Annotated in this window: 18 protein-coding genes; 3 read left to right on the forward strand and 15 right to left on the reverse strand. The window is 64.5% G+C overall.

Annotated features, from left to right (window positions below; translation table 11 throughout):
- Positions 1-83 precede the first annotated feature (83 nt).
- Complete coding sequence (locus tag IV091_RS04825; protein WP_293465868.1) at positions 84-1,016, forward strand: LysR family transcriptional regulator; 933 nt, start codon at positions 84-86, stop codon at positions 1,014-1,016.
- Positions 1,017-1,048: 32 nt separating this feature from the next.
- Here the strand turns inward: IV091_RS04825 and IV091_RS04830 are convergent, their stop codons facing one another.
- From IV091_RS04830 to IV091_RS04900, 15 genes are all read right to left on the reverse strand, one after another.
- Positions 1,049-2,245: an MFS transporter gene (locus IV091_RS04830; protein ID WP_293465870.1), complete on the reverse strand. Its 1,197-nt coding sequence runs from the start codon at positions 2,243-2,245 to the stop codon at positions 1,049-1,051.
- A gap of 92 nt (positions 2,246-2,337) precedes the next feature.
- A complete protein-coding gene (locus IV091_RS04835) occupies positions 2,338-3,159 on the reverse strand; it encodes an SDR family oxidoreductase (protein ID WP_293465872.1) in 822 nt (273 codons plus the stop codon).
- A 39-nt stretch (positions 3,160-3,198) separates the two neighbouring features.
- Positions 3,199-4,242, reverse strand: a complete 1,044-nt coding sequence (locus IV091_RS04840; protein ID WP_293465874.1) for an oxygenase — start codon at positions 4,240-4,242, stop codon at positions 3,199-3,201.
- 37 nt (positions 4,243-4,279) lie between these two features.
- Positions 4,280-5,248: a Rieske 2Fe-2S domain-containing protein gene (locus IV091_RS04845; protein WP_293465876.1), complete on the reverse strand. Its 969-nt coding sequence runs from the start codon at positions 5,246-5,248 to the stop codon at positions 4,280-4,282.
- A 12-nt stretch (positions 5,249-5,260) separates the two neighbouring features.
- On the reverse strand, positions 5,261-6,280 hold the full coding sequence (locus IV091_RS04850; RefSeq protein WP_293465878.1) for an amidohydrolase family protein: 1,020 nt from the start codon (positions 6,278-6,280) through the stop codon (positions 5,261-5,263).
- Positions 6,281-6,344: 64 nt separating this feature from the next.
- Positions 6,345-7,115, reverse strand: coding sequence for an SDR family NAD(P)-dependent oxidoreductase (locus IV091_RS04855; protein WP_293465880.1), 771 nt, complete (start codon positions 7,113-7,115; stop codon positions 6,345-6,347).
- 42 nt (positions 7,116-7,157) lie between these two features.
- Positions 7,158-8,213 carry a phosphotransferase family protein gene (locus IV091_RS04860; RefSeq protein WP_293465882.1) on the reverse strand — a complete coding sequence of 352 codons (1,056 nt, stop codon included), beginning with the start codon at positions 8,211-8,213 and terminating at the stop codon, positions 7,158-7,160.
- Positions 8,210-9,505, reverse strand: coding sequence for an acyl-CoA dehydrogenase family protein (locus IV091_RS04865; RefSeq protein ID WP_293465884.1), 1,296 nt, complete (start codon positions 9,503-9,505; stop codon positions 8,210-8,212). The genes IV091_RS04860 and IV091_RS04865 overlap by 4 nt, the downstream gene beginning before the upstream one ends.
- Before the next feature lie 23 nt (positions 9,506-9,528).
- Positions 9,529-10,266, reverse strand: coding sequence for an SDR family oxidoreductase (locus IV091_RS04870; protein WP_293465887.1), 738 nt, complete (start codon positions 10,264-10,266; stop codon positions 9,529-9,531).
- Between the two features lie 29 nt (positions 10,267-10,295).
- Positions 10,296-12,569: a CoA transferase gene (locus IV091_RS04875; protein ID WP_293465890.1), complete on the reverse strand. Its 2,274-nt coding sequence runs from the start codon at positions 12,567-12,569 to the stop codon at positions 10,296-10,298.
- 17 nt (positions 12,570-12,586) lie between these two features.
- Positions 12,587-13,540: a porin gene (locus tag IV091_RS04880; protein ID WP_293465893.1), complete on the reverse strand. Its 954-nt coding sequence runs from the start codon at positions 13,538-13,540 to the stop codon at positions 12,587-12,589.
- A gap of 110 nt (positions 13,541-13,650) precedes the next feature.
- Positions 13,651-14,622, reverse strand: coding sequence for a tripartite tricarboxylate transporter substrate binding protein (locus tag IV091_RS04885; protein WP_293465896.1), 972 nt, complete (start codon positions 14,620-14,622; stop codon positions 13,651-13,653).
- A 214-nt stretch (positions 14,623-14,836) separates the two neighbouring features.
- Entirely contained in the window at positions 14,837-15,841 is a 1,005-nt protein-coding gene (locus IV091_RS04890; RefSeq protein ID WP_293465899.1) for a fumarylacetoacetate hydrolase family protein, read from the reverse strand.
- Entirely contained in the window at positions 15,838-16,311 is a 474-nt protein-coding gene (locus IV091_RS04895; protein WP_293465902.1) for a hemerythrin domain-containing protein, read from the reverse strand. The genes IV091_RS04890 and IV091_RS04895 overlap by 4 nt, the downstream gene beginning before the upstream one ends.
- Positions 16,311-17,006 carry an SDR family NAD(P)-dependent oxidoreductase gene (locus tag IV091_RS04900; protein ID WP_293465905.1) on the reverse strand — a complete coding sequence of 232 codons (696 nt, stop codon included), beginning with the start codon at positions 17,004-17,006 and terminating at the stop codon, positions 16,311-16,313. Before IV091_RS04900 ends, IV091_RS04895 begins: the two co-directional genes overlap by 1 nt.
- Before the next feature lie 187 nt (positions 17,007-17,193).
- On the opposite strand from IV091_RS04900, the gene IV091_RS04905 reads away from it, so the two are divergent.
- Complete coding sequence (locus IV091_RS04905) at positions 17,194-17,607, forward strand: OB-fold domain-containing protein (RefSeq protein ID WP_293465908.1); 414 nt, start codon at positions 17,194-17,196, stop codon at positions 17,605-17,607.
- Positions 17,604-18,794: a thiolase family protein gene (locus IV091_RS04910; RefSeq protein WP_293465911.1), complete on the forward strand. Its 1,191-nt coding sequence runs from the start codon at positions 17,604-17,606 to the stop codon at positions 18,792-18,794. Before IV091_RS04905 ends, IV091_RS04910 begins: the two co-directional genes overlap by 4 nt.
- Positions 18,795-18,839: the final 45 nt, after the last annotated feature.

Genomic DNA, 18,839 nt, shown 5'->3' on the forward strand with positions numbered 1-18,839 from the left:
GTTTCTTGTCTCATTGAACAGTTTCACAATTTCTGCATAGTTTGTAAAATTCAATTACTTGTTAACCAATATCGGTAAAAACGATGCCTATCCTCCAACCCGCGATCCGCTTCACTTTGCGCCAGCTCCAATACTTCACAGCCGTAGCCCGGACCGGGCAGGTTTCCCTGGCGGCGATCGAACTGCATGTCACCCAATCGACCATGACCGCCGCGATTGCCGAGCTGGAACGGGTGCTGGGCACACTGCTGTTCGAGCGCAGCCGCAGCGGCATGGCGCTGACCTATGAAGGACATTTGTTCCTGCAGCATGCCAATGCGGTGCTGGAAGTAGCCGATGAGGCGGCCCGCCATCCGTTTCGCGACCGCAGCGAGGTGACCGGAACGCTGCAACTGGCGGCCAGCTACACGGTGCTGGGTTACTTTTTACTGCCCTTTGTGGCCAAGTTCCAGAAGCAGCATCCGGGCGTTCGCATCGTGCCGGTAGAGCAGGACCGCGCCCAGATCGAAGCGAGCATCAGCGCCGGCGAGCTGGAACTGGCGGTCGCGCTCACGTCCAACATACCCGACCTCCAGCGCTTCGAGCGGCTGCCGCTGGCCCGCTCGCGGCGCCAGCTCTGGGTGGCGGCGAATCACCCGCTGGCCGACGTGGCGCAGGTGGCGCTACAGGACGTGATGCCGTTTCCCTATATCCTGCCGCTGGTGGACGAAGGCGATATCGCGGCCATGCGCTACTGGGAACAGGCCGGATTGCAGCCCCTTACCCTGCTGCGCACGTCGTCGATGGAAGCAGTGCGGGAAATGGTGGCACTGGGCCTGGGCGTCACCATCTTGTCGGACATGGTGTTTCGCCCCTGGTCTCTAGAGGGCCGACGCATCCGCACCGTGCCGCTGAAGAATGCGATACCGGCCATGGAAGTGGGCCTGATCTGGCTCAAGAGCAAGAAACTGAGCCCAGTCGCCGATGCATTTCGCAAATACCTGGAGGTGTCGGTCAGCGCCCAGGCGGTGGAGTGAACGATCACGCTTGCAGGTTGTCGTCGGCACACTCAGAGCTGCACAGTAGAAGGCTGCGCGTGCCGGCGGTATAGAAACAGCACCAGCACAAAGCCGCCCAACGACAACAGCGCCGAGCAAAGAAAGACGCCGGCGTAGCCGAAACCGGCAGCGATGAAACCCATCACTGGCCCCGCCATTCCCACCGCCAGATCGAAAAACAATGACAACGCGCTGAGCGCCGAACCCCGGTTGGCTGGCGGCGTTCGCGCCAGGGTTTCGAGCGCAAGTCCCGGATAGACCCAGGACACGCCAATACCCGTCAGCGCTGCACCCACCATCACGATCAAGGGCAAGGGCGCAAGCCAGACCAGCACCAGACCCAGGCTCTGCACCAGCATGCAGACCGCCACGACCCGGTAGCCACCGAAACGCGGCAACAAGCTGGAAGAAGCCAGCCGGGCAGCAATGAAGCCGATGCCAAAACCGCTCAGGCAATAGGCGGCGTTGGCCCAGCCGAGGCTGTCGAAATAAAGGGCAATGAAGGCGGTCAGGCTGCCGAACCCGGCCGAACTGCAGGCCATCACCATGCCATTGGGCATGACGGCCAGGAAGACATGGCCAAAGGGAAGTCGCACGCCCGGCACCAAAGGCGCGGGACGCTTGGTCAAGGCGAACACCAGGGCAAAAATGCCGGTCAGCGCTGTGGCCAGCCCAATGCTGGCGAGATGGAGGCCATCGCGCAGCAGCACGCCCAGCGGCGCGCCCACGGCCGTTCCGCCATAGGCGGCAATGCCGTTCCACGACATCACCTTTGCGGTATGCGGCGTGCCGCACGTGCCAATGGCCCAGGCGCAGGAAGGCGTCGAGATCATGGCCGAAGACATGCCCAGCACGACCCGCCCGGCCAGCAGCAGCGGCAAGGCAAGCCAGGGCAGTCCGTGCAGAAAAATCGCCAGGCTGGTCAGCGCACCGCTGAGGATCAAGCCGCTCAAGCCATACACCACCGAGCGCTTGGCACCGAGCCGGTCGGCCAGGCTGCCCGCCATGGGCCGCGACAGCAGCGTGGCCAGATACTGCACGCCGATCACGATGCCGGCAACTACCGAGGTCAAGCCGAGGTCGTTGAGCACATAGCCGGGCAGCACGGCCAGCGGCAGCCCATTGCACACATAGGAGGCGAAATTAAAGCAAACGATCAAAAGAATGGACAGGTTGATCTGTAGCGAGGATTTTCCGCTGTCATTCATCGCGGGGGATACTGTCTCAGGCATTGCCACACAGACCCGTGGGAACGCGCGCCATCAGGGCTGCAATGATGAGTTGAGGAAAAACCTGAGGCTCACGCGCCATTCGCACTCACAGCCGCCCTCAGCGCCGCGAACTGCGGCATGGTGGGCTGGTGCGCGTAATAGCCGCCGTCCACCGCCCAGAGCTGGCCGGTGACCCAGGACGAGCGGTCCGAGGCCAAAAACCCGACCACCTCGGCAATGTCCGACGGCAGGCCCAGGCGGCCGGTCAGCTTGTGGGCGCACAGCACCTCGCGCATCGGCTGGGGCAATGCGCGTTCCATGGCCGGCGTGGTCACAGAGCCCACCAGCAGCGCATTGCAGCGCACGCCCTGGGCGCCATGCTGGCTGGCGACATACAGCGTCAACGTGTTGATGGCGCCTTTGGATACGGCGTAGGCGGTCTGGTAACGCTCGCCGGCGACCGAGGTGCCGGAGCTGATGTTGATGATGGAGCCGCCGCCGCCCCGGATCATCAGCGGCAGCGCGTACTTGCACATCAGCATCGTTCCGCGCACGTTGCAGCCCATCACCTGGTCCCACAACTCGGTGCTCATGCCGAGAACATCGCCATCGGCCGGAAGGCCCTTCATCGCGGCGTTGTTGTCGAGCACGTCCAGGCGCCCATAGGTCGCGGCGGTAAACGCCATCGCCTCACGGATGCTGTCTTCCTGAGACAAATCCAGCGCGTGTGCCACCACGTCCAGCCCGTCGCTGCGCAGGCCCTCGGCCACTTCGTGCATCGGCGAGCCCGGCAGGTCGGCAATCACCACGCGTGCGCCGTCCTGCGCCAGCCGCCGGGCCGTGGCCGAGCCAATCGCGCCCGCGCCGCCGCTGATGAGCGCCACCTTGCCTTTTAATTCCTGTCCGTTCATTCGAGTCTCCTTGTGGTTATGTTTTGTTTTTTTCATGCATCAGTCCTTCATGCCTAACAGCACGCTAATGTCACGCTCGGGGTCGGCGTCCGTGCCATAAGCCATCTCGCCCCGGCTTTGTCGCGCCGCCAGCTGCTCCATCTGGAAGCGGTAGCGCGTGCCCGGCGTGTCGAAGCGCGAATGCAGGTCGGGCCGGTCGCCCGGCTCGAAATAGCATGGGTTCTGCGGCCGCACCACCGAGTTGTCCTGCGGCTGGATGACGTAGGCAATGCGCGGCATCACGTAGCGAAACGGTGCGGGCGCGGCGGTGGTGTTGAAGGTCACGTCGCCGCGCGAGCGGTGCTTGCCCACCGGCAGGAAAGGCTGGAGGTTGGGCACGTCGTAGCCCGGCCTGAAGCGCGGGTAGGAGATACACACGTTGCTGCGCAGATGCACATGCAGCACGGCCCGGAAATCCTGGAATTTGGCGCGCACGCCGCCGACCCAGCGCATGATGGGCGCGACCGACTTTTGCGTCACGGTGCGGGTGCGGGTGACGGTCTCGGAGGTCCATTCGACTTCGACCACGTCGGAGTCCGAGATGCCGTCGCCAATCGTGTTGGCATGCAAAAAGTCGGCATGCGTCAGGTCGATCAGGTTCTCGACCGACAGCGCCGACGTGGCGTCGAAGCGCACCGTGCGCTGGGTGTAGCCCGGCAGGCTGCCGTCCAGCGGCAGGAAAGGAATGTGCGGAATCATCCGGGCATCGGCATGCTCCGGATTGCCGTACCAGACCCACAGGTAGCCGTAGCGTTCGACCACCGGATACATGCCGGACCCGCCGGTGAAGGCGCTCGCTTGGGGCCGAAGGCGCTCCAGCTGGTCGGGCCGGAACTCCGCCGCCATCGGCCGGCCGTGCTGGCGCCAGAGGAAGTAGAGCTGCGCGTGGATGATGCGGCGGATCGGCCGCTCGCTCACGTCGCGGCTGTGCGACACCGGGAACCAGGTGTCCCGCAGGTCGTAGTTGATGGGCGTCCAGTCGCGGCGCGGCGCTTTGCGCGGCGCCTCAACGAACAGGGCTTCGGCGAGGGTGGCGGTGTTCATGAAAACTCCTGTTGCGGGCAACTTTGGCGTTGATGACTCATGCGGCCGTGCGCAGGGGCGCAGAGGCGGTAAATCCGGTGCGGGCGGCTTCCAGTTCGCGCGACGGGGCCACCAGCAGCGCGGCAATGGCCGCACCCTTGATGTCGTCAAACACCTCGAACGGCGGTTTGCCCAGCGCACGGGCGCTGCGCCAGCGCAGGGGCGCACCCGCCAGGCGGACCGCATGCCAAAAGCCGCGCCAGCACAGGCTGGTGGTGCCGCGACGGCTCGGGCTGACGCCCATCAACACCGTGACGACCGGCGACTCATCAACATCGAGCAAGTCCACCTGGACCGCGCCGCCCGCCAGCGCCAGGGTGGTGCGAACGATCAGCGGGTAATCGACCACGAAATTCGACGGCAGCATTTGCTTTTTCCAGACCGCGCCCCGGTCGAGCACCAGGCTGCCGCCTTCGCGGCGCGAATCTCCCAGGAAGAAGTCGGTCATGCGAACACCATCGAAAGCCAGCAGGCAGTCCGGGCCGTCGAGCATCGCGGCCAGGTATTCACCATGCGCCATGTTGACCGTCGCGGCGCCCGTGAACTCCCTGCCCTGCGGCTGGTAGCCGGCGCTGGGCAGGCCTTGGGTTGGACGGCCAAGTCCAGACCCGCCCAGGCCGACATGCACGAAGCCATTCACTTCGGCAACCGGGTAGGCGCGCGCGCCATAGCGCGGCGGGACGCGCTCGGTGTCGCGCAAATTGGGAATGGTGGTGCAGGCCCCGGTGCCGCCGTCGAAAGTCCAGCCGTGGTAGCCGCATTGCAGCCCGCCCGGCTTGACGGTGCCCAGCGACAGCGGCACGCGCCGGTGCGGGCAGCGGTCTTCCAGGGCGAAGGCCTCGCCCGCTGTGTTGCGGAACAGCGCCAGCGCCTCTCCGTTGCAGACCACGGCAAGCGGCTTTTTGTCGTTCACCGACTCGGAAAGCGCGCAAGCCCACCAGTTCGGGGATGAGGTCAGATGATTCATGGCGAAACCCTGTCAGGCAGCAATGGTTTCGTTCAGCTTCAGCAGTTTGATGGCGTTACCGCTGCGGACCTTTTCGCGGTCGGTATCCGACAGACCGATGCCGGCGGTCAGGTCGCCGTGGTCGTAGGCACCGCCGAAGTTGGTGCCGTAGAGCAGGTTGTCTACGCCCACGACTTCGGCCACGCCGCGCCGCAGGGCGGGATGATGCACATCCAGGTCGAAGTAGAAATTGGGCATGTAATCCATCAGCGGGCGCTGGTTGCGCGAATCGGGCCCCATGACCCGGTTCAGGTCGTGCAGACGGCCAAGCTGGAACACAGCCATGCCGCCCGCATGCGTGATGTAGGTCTTCAGGTGCGGAAAGGCGTCGAGCACGCCGCCGTTGATCAGGTACCAGAAAAACAGCGTTTCATCGACGCAGTCGCCGACGATCGAGCTGGTCTCGAACTTGTCGGTGTGATGGTTCTCGCCCAGCCAGATGGACTGGTTGTAGCCATGCACCATGACGGGAACGCCCAGGCGTTGCATGACCTCCCATACCGGAAACAGCTCCTCGCTGTGCGCCTCCAGGCCGTTGAAGTTGGCGCCGCCGACGCACACACCCTTGGCGCCAAGCTGGATCACGGCGCGTTCTATTTCTCGCGCAGCACCTGCCGGGTTGGCCAGGTTGGCATGCGCCCAAAAATCGAAATGCTCGGGATCCTGGGCGCAAAAACCGGACATCTCATCGTTACAGATGGCTGCGTACTCGTCGCCGAATTCACCGGCCCAGTACATGAAAGCGTGCGAAGGGGCGGACACCACGAGCTTGTCCACGCCGCGCTCGGCCATCAGCTTGCGCCGGGCTTGGTGCGTCATGCGGGCCAGGAGGTTGGCCTCGGCCTCGTCGTCGTCTTTCGCCTTTGTGGGCTGGGTGGTGCCGAGTGAAAAATGGCCCACGGTTAGCCCCTGGGTCTTCATGAACGGCCCCCAGAACTCGTGGCGCTTGAACATGCCTTTGGTTAAAAGGTGAGCGTGAACGTCGATCAACATGGGTTATCTCCTCATGGGTGGGTGAATAAATCTTCTTGCGTCGGGCAGGCACGCCGGACTGGTTTCAGGGAATCATCAGTCCGCCATCGACCGCCAGGGTCTGGCCAGTGATGAAATGGGCAGCGTCGCTGACCAGGAACAGCAGCACCGGCGCCATGTCGTGGTCGGGGTCGCCCAGCCGGCCACCCAGAGGAATCAGGCCGGCCATCATGTCGTCATGCGCCTTGAGCTGCACACCGTCCAGACGCTCGCGAAACTTCTCGTACATGGGCGTCCACATCGCCGGCGCGACGGCATTCACCGTGATGCCATACTTTCCCCATTCCTTGGCCGCCGTTCGGGTCCATCCCAGCACCGCCGCCTTGGAGGCCGAGTAGTGGGCCAGACCCGGCACGCCCATCACGCCAGCCGCCGAGGCAAAATTGATGATCTGGCCGCCGCGCTCGCGCAGGTGGGTGAAAGCCGCCTGGTTGGTGTTGAGCGTGCCGCGCGCGTTGACATCAAACATCAAATCCCAGTCTTCCTGCGAGATCGATTCGGCCGGCGACTTGCGCTCGACGCCTGCAATGTTGACCAGCACGTCCAGCCCGCCGAGCTGGCGCACGGCGGCGCCGAACGCCGCTTCGACCTCTTGCCGCTGGCTTACGTCGCAGCGCAGGTAATGCGCCTGGCCGGGACCGGCCTCTGACGCCGTGGCGGCAATGCTGTGGCCCGCCTCGTCGTTCAGGTCCATGCCGACCACTTTGGCGCCGGCGGCGGTCAGCGCCTTCAGCGCACTGGCACCAATGCCGCTGGACGAGCCGGTGACGATCACGCGTTTGTTCAAAACATTCATTGTTATTTCCTTGAAAATTGAGGTGGATGGCCACGCTTGCCCTCAGGCGAGCTGGGCCATCAGTTCTTGCGCCTGATTGAACAGACGGATCGCCGACGCATGGTGCTGGCGGCCGAGCGCCTCCGGCGACTTTCCGGCACAGGACCTAGCATGGCTGCCTTCAAGCAGAATGCCCAGCTTGAAGCGCGCCAGGACCACGTACCAGTCGAAAGCTGACAGGTCGCGCGGGCTGCGCTCGCGGTAGTACGTCACCAGTTCGGCAGCGGTCGCAAAGCCCTGCCAGGGCGTGACATGAATGGTGCCGGCGCCCTGCCCGCTGGCGTCCGGCCAGGTGGCCACCAGCCAGCCCAGGTCGAGCAGCGGGTCGCCCGTTGTGGCCAATTCCCAGTCAATCACGGCTGCGACTTCAGCCGAATCAGGACTGAACATCACGTTGGCCAGATGAAAGTCGCCGTGCAGGATGCCGGTGCGGGAGGGTTCCGGACGATGCGCCTGAAGCCATTGCGCGACCTCGGCCACGCCGGGCAACGACGCTGGCCCCGGCCAGCCGACATGCACCTGGTAGCTCTCCAGCTGGCTGGACCAGCGCGCCACCTGGCGCGCCAGGAATCCTTGCGGCTTGCCGAAGTCGCCCAGACCCACAGCCTGCGGATCGATCTCGCCCAGCCGCAGCAGCGCATCGACCATCGAAAACCCCATGCGGAGCTGGATGTCAGCATTGCCCGCATGCAGCGCCGGCAGCGCGCTGGCCGAGGCGTTGAAGCCCTCGACCGGCGCCATCAGGTAGAACGGCGCGCCCAGCACCTGCTCGTTCAGGCAGGCGGCGAACAGGGTCGGGTGCGGCACCGCCGTTCCCGCCAGTGCGGCCAGCACCCGTGCCTCACGGGCAATGGTGGCGCAAACTTCCGGCCGGGCATGCAGCGGTGAACGGCGCAGCACGAATTCGCGTGTACCGCGCCTGAAACGCAGCAGGATGTTCTGCGTGCCGCCGGTGAGTTGCACCGCCTCTAGAATCGGACCACACTCCAGTTGCTGCGTGTCCATCCACTGCGCCAGCCGCAGCACATCGACGGCTTCCTCCCAGCCTGGCGTTGTCATGACGCAGTCTCGCTGGTCAACGCGTCGAGCGCGGCCTGGAACTTTTCCCGCGCCGCCGCAGCCGCCGTGGGGCGGTGGTAGGCCGGAAACAACTCATCGCAGGGCCGGTATTCGCGCAGCATTTGTTTGGCCACGGTGATCTTGTGGACTTCGGTGGGACCATCGGCCAGGCCCATCTGGAAGGCGCGGGAGATCATGCCGGCAAAAGGCATTTCCGACGAGACGCCAATCGAGCCATGCAAATGCAGGGCGCGGGCGGCAATGTCGTGCAGCACCCTGGGCATCGCGGCCTTCACCGCGGCGATGTCCTTGCGCACCTTCTGGTAGTCCTGGTACTGGTCGATGCGCCAGGCGGTGCGCATCACCAGCAGGCGGAACTGCTCCAGTTCCAGCCACGAGTCGGCAATCTTTTCCTGCACCATCTGCTTGTCGGACAGCCGGCTGCCCTGGGTATGGCGCGACAGCGAACGCTCGCACAAGGCATCAAGCGCCTTCTGGGCCAGCCCGATGGTGCGCATCGCATGATGCACCCTGCCCCCGCCGAGGCGCACCTGCGCCACCGCAAAGGCCTCGCCGGGCGCGCCCAGCATGTGGTCGGCCGGAACGCGCACCTGGTCGAATTCCAGGTAGGCATGGGTGGCCGTTTCGTCGGCCATGCCGACGTTGCGCAAAATACTCAAGCCCGGCGCGCCGGCGGGCACGATGAACATCGACATGCCTTTGTAAACCGATACCGCCGGGTCGGTCACGGCCATCACGATGAAGAAATTCGCGTAGCGCGCGTTCGAGGCAAACCATTTCTGGCCGCTGATGAGCCAGTCGCCGCCGTCAGGCACGGCGCGGGTCGTCAGCACCTGCGGGTCGGCGCCGCCCTGCGGCTCGGTCATGGCAAAGCACGAGACGATGTCGCCCGCGAGCAGGGGGAGCAGGTAGCGCTCTTTTTGCTCCGGCGTGCCGTAATGGGCAAGGATTTCAGCATTGCCGGAATCGGGAGCCTGACAGCCAAAGACAATAGGGGCGAACAGCGCGCGGCCCAGAATCTCGTTCATCAGCGCCAGCTTGACCTGTCCGTAGCCCGGCCCGCCCAGTTCCGGCCCCAGGTGGCAGGCCCACAGCTTGCGCGCCTTGACCTGCTGCTGCAGGGGCCGCACCAGGGTTTTGAATAACGGGGCATGAATGTCCCAGGGGCTGCCCAGCACATGCTCTAACGGCTCGACCTCTTCGCGGACGAACTGGTCAATCCAGTCGAGTTCAAGCTGAAAGACGGGATCGGTTTCAAAGTTCCAGGACATGGTTGTTTTTCCTTGGTAGCGCGTCAGGCCAGCAACATGCCGCCGTCCACCAGCAGGGTCTGGCCCAGCATGTAAGACGACAGCGGCGATGCCAAAAACAGCGCCACGCCCGCCATGTCTTCGGGCGTGCCGAGGCGCCCGAGCGGAATATTGCGCAGCGCGCCTTCCAGGCGCTTCGGGTTGGCGGTGGTGATGCGGGTCAGCTTGGTATCGACCAGCCCCGGCGCAATGCCGTTGACGCGAATGCCGTCCCGCGCCCAGGCTTCGCCCAGCGTGCGCGTGAGGCCGAAGGCACCGGTCTTGGACGCGTTGTAGGCCGGGTTGCCGCGTGTCGAATGAAAAGCCGCCGCCGAACTGACGATGATCATGCTGCCTTTGGCTGCCTTCAGCGCATCAAAACACTTGTCGGCGCAGGCCATCAGGCTGGTCAGGTTGACGTCGAGCACCTTCTTGAAACCGGCGGTCTTGAACTCCTGAAGGTCGTAGAGCACCGTTCCCTGTGCCTGCACCAGCACGTCGAGGCGGTCAAACGGCAGTGCGCAGTTTTCGATATTTGCAGCGTCCGACACGTCCACCTGCGCATAGTGCAGGCCTTCCAGATGGGAGTCGGGCGAGTCGGCATAGTCGGCGGCGCTTGGGCGTGTGCCCCAGACGTACACCGTGGCGTCGCGGGCCTTGAAGGCACGGGCGATGCCGTTGCCAATGCCGCTTGAGCCGCCCACCACCAGTACCGTCTTGCCTGAAAAATCCAGCTCGTTCATCGCTTGTCTCCGTTATTTAGTACGTTGTTTCAAAGGCGCGTCAGGCCCTGGACCTGCAGCGCCTCGATGTCTTGCGCGGTAAAACCCAGCATCTCCAGCACCTCGCGGCTGTGTTCGCCCAGCACGGGCGGCGGCCGGTTGATGGCCAATGGCAGGTCGTTGAAATCCCACAGCGCCCCGATCTGCTGCAGCGCGCCATACTGCGCATGCGGGTAATGCGCATGCAGGCCGCTGGCGGCATGCTCGGCGCTGGCCAGAAAGGCCGCGGCTTGCGCCTCCAGCACGGGCTCGCAGGGAACGCCGGCGGCTTGGAGACAGGCCAGCGCCGCAGCGCGGACCATGGCGCCCAGACAGGTAACAGGGTCGTCGCCTGTCAGCCGGTTGAAGGACTCGACCTCTGGCGCCGTCAGCGCGGCCACGGCAATCCAGCCGTCGCTGCAACTGTAGATTCGATGGGTGGCCGACACACCGGTCTGCCCGGCATCGAGATGCTCAATCGGCGTCAGCCGTCCGTCGGGCTGGACGACGGCTTCGCTGGCGGTCATCAGCATGGCCCCGAGCAGGGACGAGGACACCGCCTGGCCCTGGCCGGTGCGCGCGCGCTGGTACAAGGCCAACAGCAAGGCAAACACCGACGACAGCCCGGCCAGGAAATCGCCCACGCCAAAGCGCAGCCACATCGGTGGATTGCCTTCGCCGCCGCACTCGACTTCCCAGCCGCAGGAGGCCTGCATCAGCTGGTCAAAACCGGGCCAGTCGGCGCGTGGCCCGGTGGGGCCGTAGGAGCTGACATGGGCGCAGACGAGTTCGGGCTTGAGGGCGCGCAGCTGCTCGGGCGCAATGCCCAGCTTTCGTGCAGCCGGCAGGCGGACGTTGTGATGGACCACATCGGCCCAGCTCACCAGTGCCTCCAGCACCGGCTGGCTGCCGGGCACACCGAGCTTGAGCGCCAGGCCGCGCTTGCCGCGCTGGGTTCCTGCAAATATCTTTTCCAGGCGGCGCATGGCATCGCCCGCCGGCGGCTCGACCTTGATGACCTCGGCGCCCAGGTCGGCCAGCACCATGCAGGCGAACGGGCCGGCCAGGTAGGCGCCCAGGTCGAGCACCTTCAAGCCGTGCAGCGGTGGCAGGGCCGGTGCGGCGGCGTCAGGTGGTACAAGCCGTGGCGCTGCGCTGGCGGGCACATCCGTCCAGGCGGCTGCGTTCTCAGCCGACAGCGCAGGCACCGGCTGGCGTACCCGCGCCGGCGGGTCCACGCTGTAGCCCGGACCCGGCTGCCAGGTGCGCCCCAGCACCGGGTCTTCGACCTGGATTGCATAGCTATTGAGCCGCGCCTGCGCATCGCTGTAGATCTCGCCAAAGGGCGCTGCGATCTGCGCCGAGACATCGTGGGCCCAGAAATGCGCCACCCAGTCCTGCGCCGAGCGGGTGGCGATGATCTGCCTGTTGGCGCCGAAGTTGGGCGCCACATGGCTGGGCGGCCACAGGGCGTTGGCCCGCGCCACCGACTGCTCGCCCATTTCCGCCAGCGCCTGCGCCATCCAGGGCGCGGCGTCGGGCGAGTAATGGACATGAATCCAGCGTCCGTCCGCGCATTGGTGCAGGGGAATCGGCGTGTTCTTGTCCAGCCCCTTGGCGAAAGCCGGGCTGGGGCGCTCGGCGCGCGACCAGTGCATCGTCATCGTGGCCAGCGCCGCCTGCGCCAGGCTGGTGTTGGCAATGCCGCCGCGCCCGTCCCGGTCGCGGGCCAGCAGGCGCGCCATCACGCCAATCGCGCTGAGCCAGCTCGCCATCCAGCTGGCAAACGGCATGCGGATAAAAATCGGCCCCGGTCGATGGCCCGGCTGTTCGTCGAGAAGTCCCAGCCGCGCCAGCACCAGGGTTTCGCGCAGCGGCGAATCCGACCAGGCATGCCCGCGCGGCCAGGCGCCAATCGAGGCGATCACCAGGGACGGGTATTGCCTGGCCAGCGTCAGTTCACCCAGCGACCAGGCCTCAGCCTCTGCCGGCGTCAGGTCATGCACCAGCACGTCGGCCGTTGCCAGCAGCGATTTGAGCGTTTCGGATTCGCCGCCTTCCTGCAGTCCGGCATCGACCCGCCGCTTGCCGCGATCGAGCACCCGGAACAGCACCGCATCGTCATCCGCTCTCAAAGACGGTCGCACGATTTTCAGCACCTCGGCGCCGGCTTCGGCCAGGTAGAGCGCCGTCGCGCAGCCGGCAAGACCGGCGGCCAGGTCGATGACCCGCAAGCCGCTGAGAATGCCTTTGGGCCGATCTTCTGGATGGACTTGCGTGGACATGGTGGTTCAGCCCGGCGTCAGAAGTTGTGCTGGATGCCGACGTCGAAGCCACCCTTGCTGCTGAGCGCCCGCTGGTCGCGCGCCAGGTTCAGGTAGGCGAACGTGCGCTTGGACAGGTGGTGGTTGTAGCCAATGGCGAACTTGTCCATGAGCTTTGCATCGGTGCTGGTGTTCTTCAGGCTGCCGTAGGCGATCTTGAAGCGCCCGCTCGCCGTGGGCATGAAGGCGCCGACGATCCAGCTGCGCCGCTTCGTTGCGTCATTGGCGTGGCCGCTGCCATAACCGGCCGACAGCGTGACCGGGCCGACGGGGGCCTGCACGGTGGCGAATTGCCATTCGTCGTTGATGCCGCCTGGATTCTCGTAGCTGTAGGCCGCGTAGAGCGAACCATGGCGGTACGAGGCGGCCAGACTCAACGGGTGTTCCCGCGTCACTGCCGCCGGTAGCGTGGCGCTGTTGGGCTCCACCGCATTGGCACGCTGCGCGGAAACGCTGAAATTCGGATTCTTGTACTGGTAAGTGAAGCCCCCATCGTTGCGCACGGTGCCAATGCCGCCGGTGCCGGTCAGCACCATGGACGACACGCCGGTGTGGATGAAGGGGTCGGGAACGATCTGCGCCTCGATATAGCCGGCGACATAATCCCGGCCGATAGTGACGCTTCCCCAGTTGCCCTTGAGGCCGAGTATCGACTGGCCCTGGAAGAAACGCGCGCCGTTCTGCTGGCCCGTGTCAGATTTGAATCGGTTTTCCAGCCAGAAGAAGGCACTCAGGCCGCCGCCCAGGTCTTCCGTTCCGCGAATCCCGAAGCGGCTCTGCGCACCCTCATCCAGTATTTTGTTGGGGGAACCGATCTTCTTGACGTAGGCGGAATCGATTTTCCCGAACACGGTGACCGATGACTGCGCGGCGGCCATTGCGGCAACGCCACTCATCAAGGCCGCCGCCACCAGCTGTTTGCGATGCAACATGACTATTTTTCTTTCTTGTGAAACGGTGTGCCGGACGGGCGCCGGCAAGCGAGCGGGAACCGCAACCCTGCAGCACCCGCAGGGAAGAGGCAGGACTGGCTGAAAGCGCTCTATTCGGGCTGGATGCCGGCGGAACGAATGATCTGGCCCCAGGCGGCACGCTCTTTCGCCTGAAACTTGGCAAGCTCCCCTACCGGCATCAGGAATTCAAAAGTGCCCGAAGCCTGGTAGGACGGTTTCAGCTCGGGCGCCTGGGTTGCCTTGGAGAGCAGTTGGTGCAGCCGGGCCACCACCGGTGCGGGCGCATGGGCCGGCAAATAGGCCGCCAGCCAGAAGCCGATGTCCATGCCCTTGACGCCAGCCTCTTCAAAAGTCGGCAGCTCTGGCGCATAAGGGCTGCGCTTGAGGTCGGTCACGCCAATGGCGCGAAGCTTGCCCGAGTTGACAAAAGTCCAGGCTGAAAAGTCGGTGAACAGCATGTCGATCTGGCCGCTCAGCAAATCCGGCGTCGCGGAGGCGCCACTTCGGTAGGGAACACCCAGAATCTTCACGCCGGTCGATTGCTGCAACACCTCGGCTGGCAGCCGGCTGGTGATGCTGGTGTAGCCGAACGAATATTTGGCGGGATCCTTTTGAATCAGCTTGACCAGTTCGGTGATGTTGGTGGCCGGGACTTTCTGCGGATTGACGTAGAGATACATCGGCCCCTTCGACAGTGTCGTGACCGGCGTGAAATCCTTCACCGGGTCATAGCCCAGCTTCTTATACACGTGCGGATTGCCTGTAAAAGCGACATTGCCGGTCACCAGCACCGTATAGCCGTCAGGTGCGGCCCTCGCCACCGTCTGCGCCGCCAGGATCGAGCCTGCGCCCGGCCGGTTTTCCACGATGGTCGGCACCCCCGCCTCACGGGCAATGTCACGGGCGATGGTGCGCACGAACACGTCCGGCGCGGCGCCTGCCGCAAAGGGAACGACAAAGGTGATCAGCTTGGCCGGATAGGTCTGGGCCGAGGCTGTGAAGGCAGCCGCGATGCCGACGATTGCAGTGACGGCACGAAGAGCGGTACGAAACGAGGGCATGCAGTTCTTTCTGTGTAGAGGTTTTTTGGAGACTTTTATTTTCACCTCAGAATTTACATCTAATAGTAGAACAATCATCGAGGCCAGATGGCAGGGGAAACCCTCTAATCAGGCGTGGCGAAGCCCTGCTTGTCAGAAAATTTTCCCGATGTTCCTCGATGCACAGGCGTGCGTTTCCATCGATGCAAAGGCATCGCCAAATCGGTCAGGTGACTCAGGCTACGGTGGCCGTCGCCGGGCGTAATATGCGGCTGCGCAGGATGCCGATGCCCTCGACTTCGAGCTCCACCACGTCGTTCGGTTTCAGGTAACGCAGTTGCTCCAGCCCGCAGCCATTGCCGACCGTTCCCGAGCCGAGGAACTCGCCGGCATGCAGCGTCTCGGAGCGCGAAATGTGGGCAATCACGTCCTCGAACTGCCAGCGCATGTCGCGCGTGTTGCCCCGGCCCCATTCCTCGCCGTTGACGCGCGCGATCATGGTGAGGTTGTAAGGGTCGGGCAGTTCATCGACCGTGACCAGGCAGGGTCCCATGACGTTGGCGGTGTCGAAGTCCTTGCTCTTGGCCGGGCCGAGCATGCCGCCCATCTCGATAGCCTGGGCATCGCGGGCGCTGATGTCGTTGAAGATGGTGTAGCCAAAAATATAGTCGCGGGCTTTTTCGCGCGGCACGTCCTTGGCGCGCTTGCCGATGTAGCAGCCGAACTCCAGTTCAAAGTCCAGCATGCTGCTGTAGCTCGGCCAGATCACATCGTCGTCCATGCCGATGGTGGCAAAACGGTTGCATTTGTAGTAGATCGGCTGGCGGTTGAAGGTGTCGATCACCCGGTCGTCGGCGCGGGTGTTCATGGCCGCCAGCGTTGCCTCGGGGTCGGGCGTGCGCAAGGCGCGGCCCTTGCGCGCGGCGGCAAAAGCCTGGCGCAGGTGCAACTCGAAGCACGAGCAGTCGCGCATCTGGATCGGCGGCTGGATGGGCGCCAGCAGCTTGACCTGGCTGCGCTCGCGCACGGCCTCAACGGGGGAGCGCGACAGCAAGGCGCGCGCTTCGGCCAGGGCCTCGTCGCCGCCTTCGATCAAGGACTGGACGCTGGCCAGTGCCAAACCGTCGCCGCCGCGAATCAACTGGCTGGCCTGGCGCAGGTCCAGCACCTGCTGGTCGTTGTTGAAAAACGCACCCGAACGCTGCTGGCCGTCGGCGCCCTGGAAAGTGACTAATCTCATGGGGTTTCTTTCAATTCAAGTGACACATCGCAGGCATTGCGAACCACGTTGCGTCGCAACACCACGGGCGCGCCACCATGGCTGCGCTTGCTCATCCATTGCGACAAGGACGCATCCATGTAGTCCGCATGGCCGGGAAACCAGTCAACCAAGGCCTGGGCCAGGTCGCGGGCGACCTGTGGATTGACGCCCTGCGCCAACAGCGCCTGCACATCCCGCACGGAAGCCAGAACGGCTGAATGTTCATCGGCATGGCATTGGGTGGCCGGAAAATCGCTGCCTTCCATCCACTGCTGTTCCTGCCCGAAATGCGCCACCGCATGCCGGGCGAAATCTTCCAGCCGGTCCGGCAGTTGAGCATCCGAAGCGCTCTGTATTCCCGCGACGCATTGAACAAACTCGCGATGGGTGTCGTCCATGGCGGGCAGGCCGAGCAGGAATCCATCATTCCACTGCATCGTTGCGGCCATCACATTCTCCCGGCCACCGGCAGACTGGCGCCGGTGATGGCGCGGGCATCGTCGGACAACAGGAAGGCAATCACCCCGCTCAGCGATTGGGTGGTCACCCAGCGCGTCACGTCGGCATCGGGCATGTCGGCGCGGTTGGCCGGCGTGTCCAGGATGCTGGGCAGCACGGCATTGACGGTGATGCCCCGGTCCTTCAGTTCCTCGGCCAGGGATTCGGTCAGCCGCGCCACGCCGGCTTTCGATGCCGCGTAGGCACCCATGCCGGCGCCGGCCTTTTGCGCCGCCAGCGCGCCGATGTTGACAATGCGCCCCGTCGGCTGGCGCAGCAGGTAGGGCAGCACTTCGTGGCAGGCGATCACCGCCGTGCGCAGGTTCATGGTGTAGAGCCGGTCCCAGGTTTCGACCGAGCCGCCCTCCAGCGTTTCCCACGCAAAGCCGCCCGCCACGTTGACAATCGCATCTATGCCGCCGAGCCGCTCGGCGACCTGCGAAAACGCGGCGGCCGCGCTCGCGGCGTCGCCCAGATCGACGCCGCCGACAACCACCTCGATGCCGGCCACATCTAGCTGCAGCGCGCGGTCCACCAGGGCGACGCGGGCGCCGCGTGCCGTCAGCTCGGCGCCGACGCTGCGCCCCAGCACGCCAAGGCCGCCAGTGACGATGACTCTGGGGGAAATAGGCATCTTCGTGAACATAAGGGTCTCGCTTGTCTCGTTGTGGAAAGGCGCCGGCGACCCGGCTGCAGGTCTCAAGGGATGGCACCCTAGGAATATTTTCATTTATTCTATACAGTTTCGCAGATAGTGTTCATAAAATCAAACCAGCGCATTCAATCTTTTTGAATCGACGAGCGTCATACAAACTCCCGAAGGACAAGCCCTGATGAAGAGAAAACTCCCTCTCCTAACCCCGGACACCGCGCCGTTCTGGCAAGGCGGCGCCACCGGGCAGCTCAACATCTGCCATTGCGGCGGTTGCCAGCGCTTTTTCCATCCGCCGGCGCCGATCTGCCCAAACTGCCAGTCCTTCGAGGTCGGGCCGCGCGCCGTTTCCGGGCGCGGCAAGGTCGCCAGCTTCACCATCAACCACCAGGCCTGGGTACCTGACCTGCCGGTGCCTTACGTAGTCGCCATCGTCGAGCTGGACGATCAGCCGGGCCTGCGCTTTCTGAGCAATATCGTCGGCATCGCGCCCGAAGAAGTGCGCATCGACATGCCGGTGCGGGTTATTTTTGAACAACATGAAGACGTCTGGCTGCCTTTGTTCGAGCCAGACACCACCAGGGAGCAGGCATGAAAGAGCAGTTTTTTGAAAAGAATGTCGCCATCACCGGCATCGGCCAGTCCGAAGTCGGCCGGCCGTCCAGCAAATCGGCCATGCGGCTGAGCCTTGACGCCGCGCTCGAGGCCATCGCCGACGCCGGCCTGCAGCGCAGCGACATCGACGGCATTGCCTGCTGGCCGGGCGACAACGACAACGGCAATCCCTTTTCGCCGGTCGGCCCAAGTGCGCTGATGAGCGTGCTCGGCCTGAAGGTCAACTGGTATGGCGCGGGCTACGAAGGCCCGGGACCGCTGACCGGCCTGATCAACGGCGCCATGGCGATTGCGTCCGGGCTGTGCAAGCATGTGCTGGTGTTCCGCACCATCACCGAAGCCAGCGGGCGCCTGAAGAACAAGGGCGCCAGCGCGCTGACCAACAAGACCGTCGGACGCGACGGCAGTTATTTCTGGCAGTGGTACACGCCCTTCAATGTGATGTCGGGCATCAACCTGATGGCCCAGTATGCGCAGCGCCACTTCCACGACTATGGCACCACCCCGGAGCAGCTGGCGCAGATCGCCATGACCTGCCGCGCCAACGCGGCGCGCAATCCGAAAGCGGTGTTTCACACGCCGATGACGATGGACGACTACATGGCGTCGCGCATGATCTCGACGCCGCTGCGCATGTTCGACTGCGATGTGCATTGCGACGCCTCGACAGCCATCATCCTGTCGCGCGCCGATGCGGCGAAGGACGGCCCGAATGCGCCCATCCGGCTCGAAGCCATCGGCTCGGCGCTGCACCAGCCCTGGTCGTGGGACCAGCTCTCGCTGACCGACATGGCCTGCTTCGATGTCGGCCGCATGATGTGGTCGCGCACCGACCTCAAGCCCAAGGATGTGGGCAACGCCCAGCTGTACGACGGTTTTTCGATCCTGACCATGATGTGGCTGGAAGGCCTGGGCCTGTGTCCACGCGGCGAGAGCGGCCAGTTCGTCGAGGGCGGCCGGCGTATCGCGCTCGATGGGCAGCTGCCGATCAACACCAACGGCGGCCAGCTGTCGGGCGGGCGTACGCATGGCCTGGGCTATGTTCATGAAGCCTGCACCCAGCTGTGGGAACGGGCGGGCGAGCGCCAAGTCGCTCCGCACCGGGTGGCGGTCGCGGCGGCCGGCGGCGGTCCGCTGGGCGGCAGCGTGCTGCTGGTCAAGGAGTGAACGGATTAGGGCATTTACCGATTGCCTGAAAATAATCTCAATATA

Origin of the sequence: Polaromonas sp. (assembly GCF_018780625.1) — a bacterium.
GTDB lineage: Bacteria > Pseudomonadota > Gammaproteobacteria > Burkholderiales > Burkholderiaceae_C > Polaromonas.

Coding starts and splice junctions, on each gene's coding strand:
- IV091_RS04860 (WP_293465882.1), bottom strand. CDS start 8,213: ATGACAACGCCAGGCTGGGAGGAAGCCGTCGATGTGCTGCGGCTGGCG.
- IV091_RS04855 (WP_293465880.1), bottom strand. CDS start 7,115: ATGAATGTTTTGAACAAACGCGTGATCGTCACCGGCTCGTCCAGCGGC.
- IV091_RS04865 (WP_293465884.1), bottom strand. CDS start 9,505: ATGTCCTGGAACTTTGAAACCGATCCCGTCTTTCAGCTTGAACTCGAC.
- IV091_RS04910 (WP_293465911.1), top strand. CDS start 17,604: ATGAAAGAGCAGTTTTTTGAAAAGAATGTCGCCATCACCGGCATCGGC.
- IV091_RS04825 (WP_293465868.1), top strand. CDS start 84: ATGCCTATCCTCCAACCCGCGATCCGCTTCACTTTGCGCCAGCTCCAA.
- IV091_RS04885 (WP_293465896.1), bottom strand. CDS start 14,622: ATGCCCTCGTTTCGTACCGCTCTTCGTGCCGTCACTGCAATCGTCGGC.
- IV091_RS04875 (WP_293465890.1), bottom strand. CDS start 12,569: ATGTCCACGCAAGTCCATCCAGAAGATCGGCCCAAAGGCATTCTCAGC.
- IV091_RS04880 (WP_293465893.1), bottom strand. CDS start 13,540: ATGTTGCATCGCAAACAGCTGGTGGCGGCGGCCTTGATGAGTGGCGTT.
- IV091_RS04905 (WP_293465908.1), top strand. CDS start 17,194: ATGAAGAGAAAACTCCCTCTCCTAACCCCGGACACCGCGCCGTTCTGG.
- IV091_RS04870 (WP_293465887.1), bottom strand. CDS start 10,266: ATGAACGAGCTGGATTTTTCAGGCAAGACGGTACTGGTGGTGGGCGGC.
- IV091_RS04830 (WP_293465870.1), bottom strand. CDS start 2,245: ATGAATGACAGCGGAAAATCCTCGCTACAGATCAACCTGTCCATTCTT.
- IV091_RS04900 (WP_293465905.1), bottom strand. CDS start 17,006: ATGTTCACGAAGATGCCTATTTCCCCCAGAGTCATCGTCACTGGCGGC.
- IV091_RS04890 (WP_293465899.1), bottom strand. CDS start 15,841: ATGAGATTAGTCACTTTCCAGGGCGCCGACGGCCAGCAGCGTTCGGGT.
- IV091_RS04895 (WP_293465902.1), bottom strand. CDS start 16,311: ATGGCCGCAACGATGCAGTGGAATGATGGATTCCTGCTCGGCCTGCCC.
- IV091_RS04845 (WP_293465876.1), bottom strand. CDS start 5,248: ATGAATCATCTGACCTCATCCCCGAACTGGTGGGCTTGCGCGCTTTCC.
- IV091_RS04840 (WP_293465874.1), bottom strand. CDS start 4,242: ATGAACACCGCCACCCTCGCCGAAGCCCTGTTCGTTGAGGCGCCGCGC.
- IV091_RS04835 (WP_293465872.1), bottom strand. CDS start 3,159: ATGAACGGACAGGAATTAAAAGGCAAGGTGGCGCTCATCAGCGGCGGC.
- IV091_RS04850 (WP_293465878.1), bottom strand. CDS start 6,280: ATGTTGATCGACGTTCACGCTCACCTTTTAACCAAAGGCATGTTCAAG.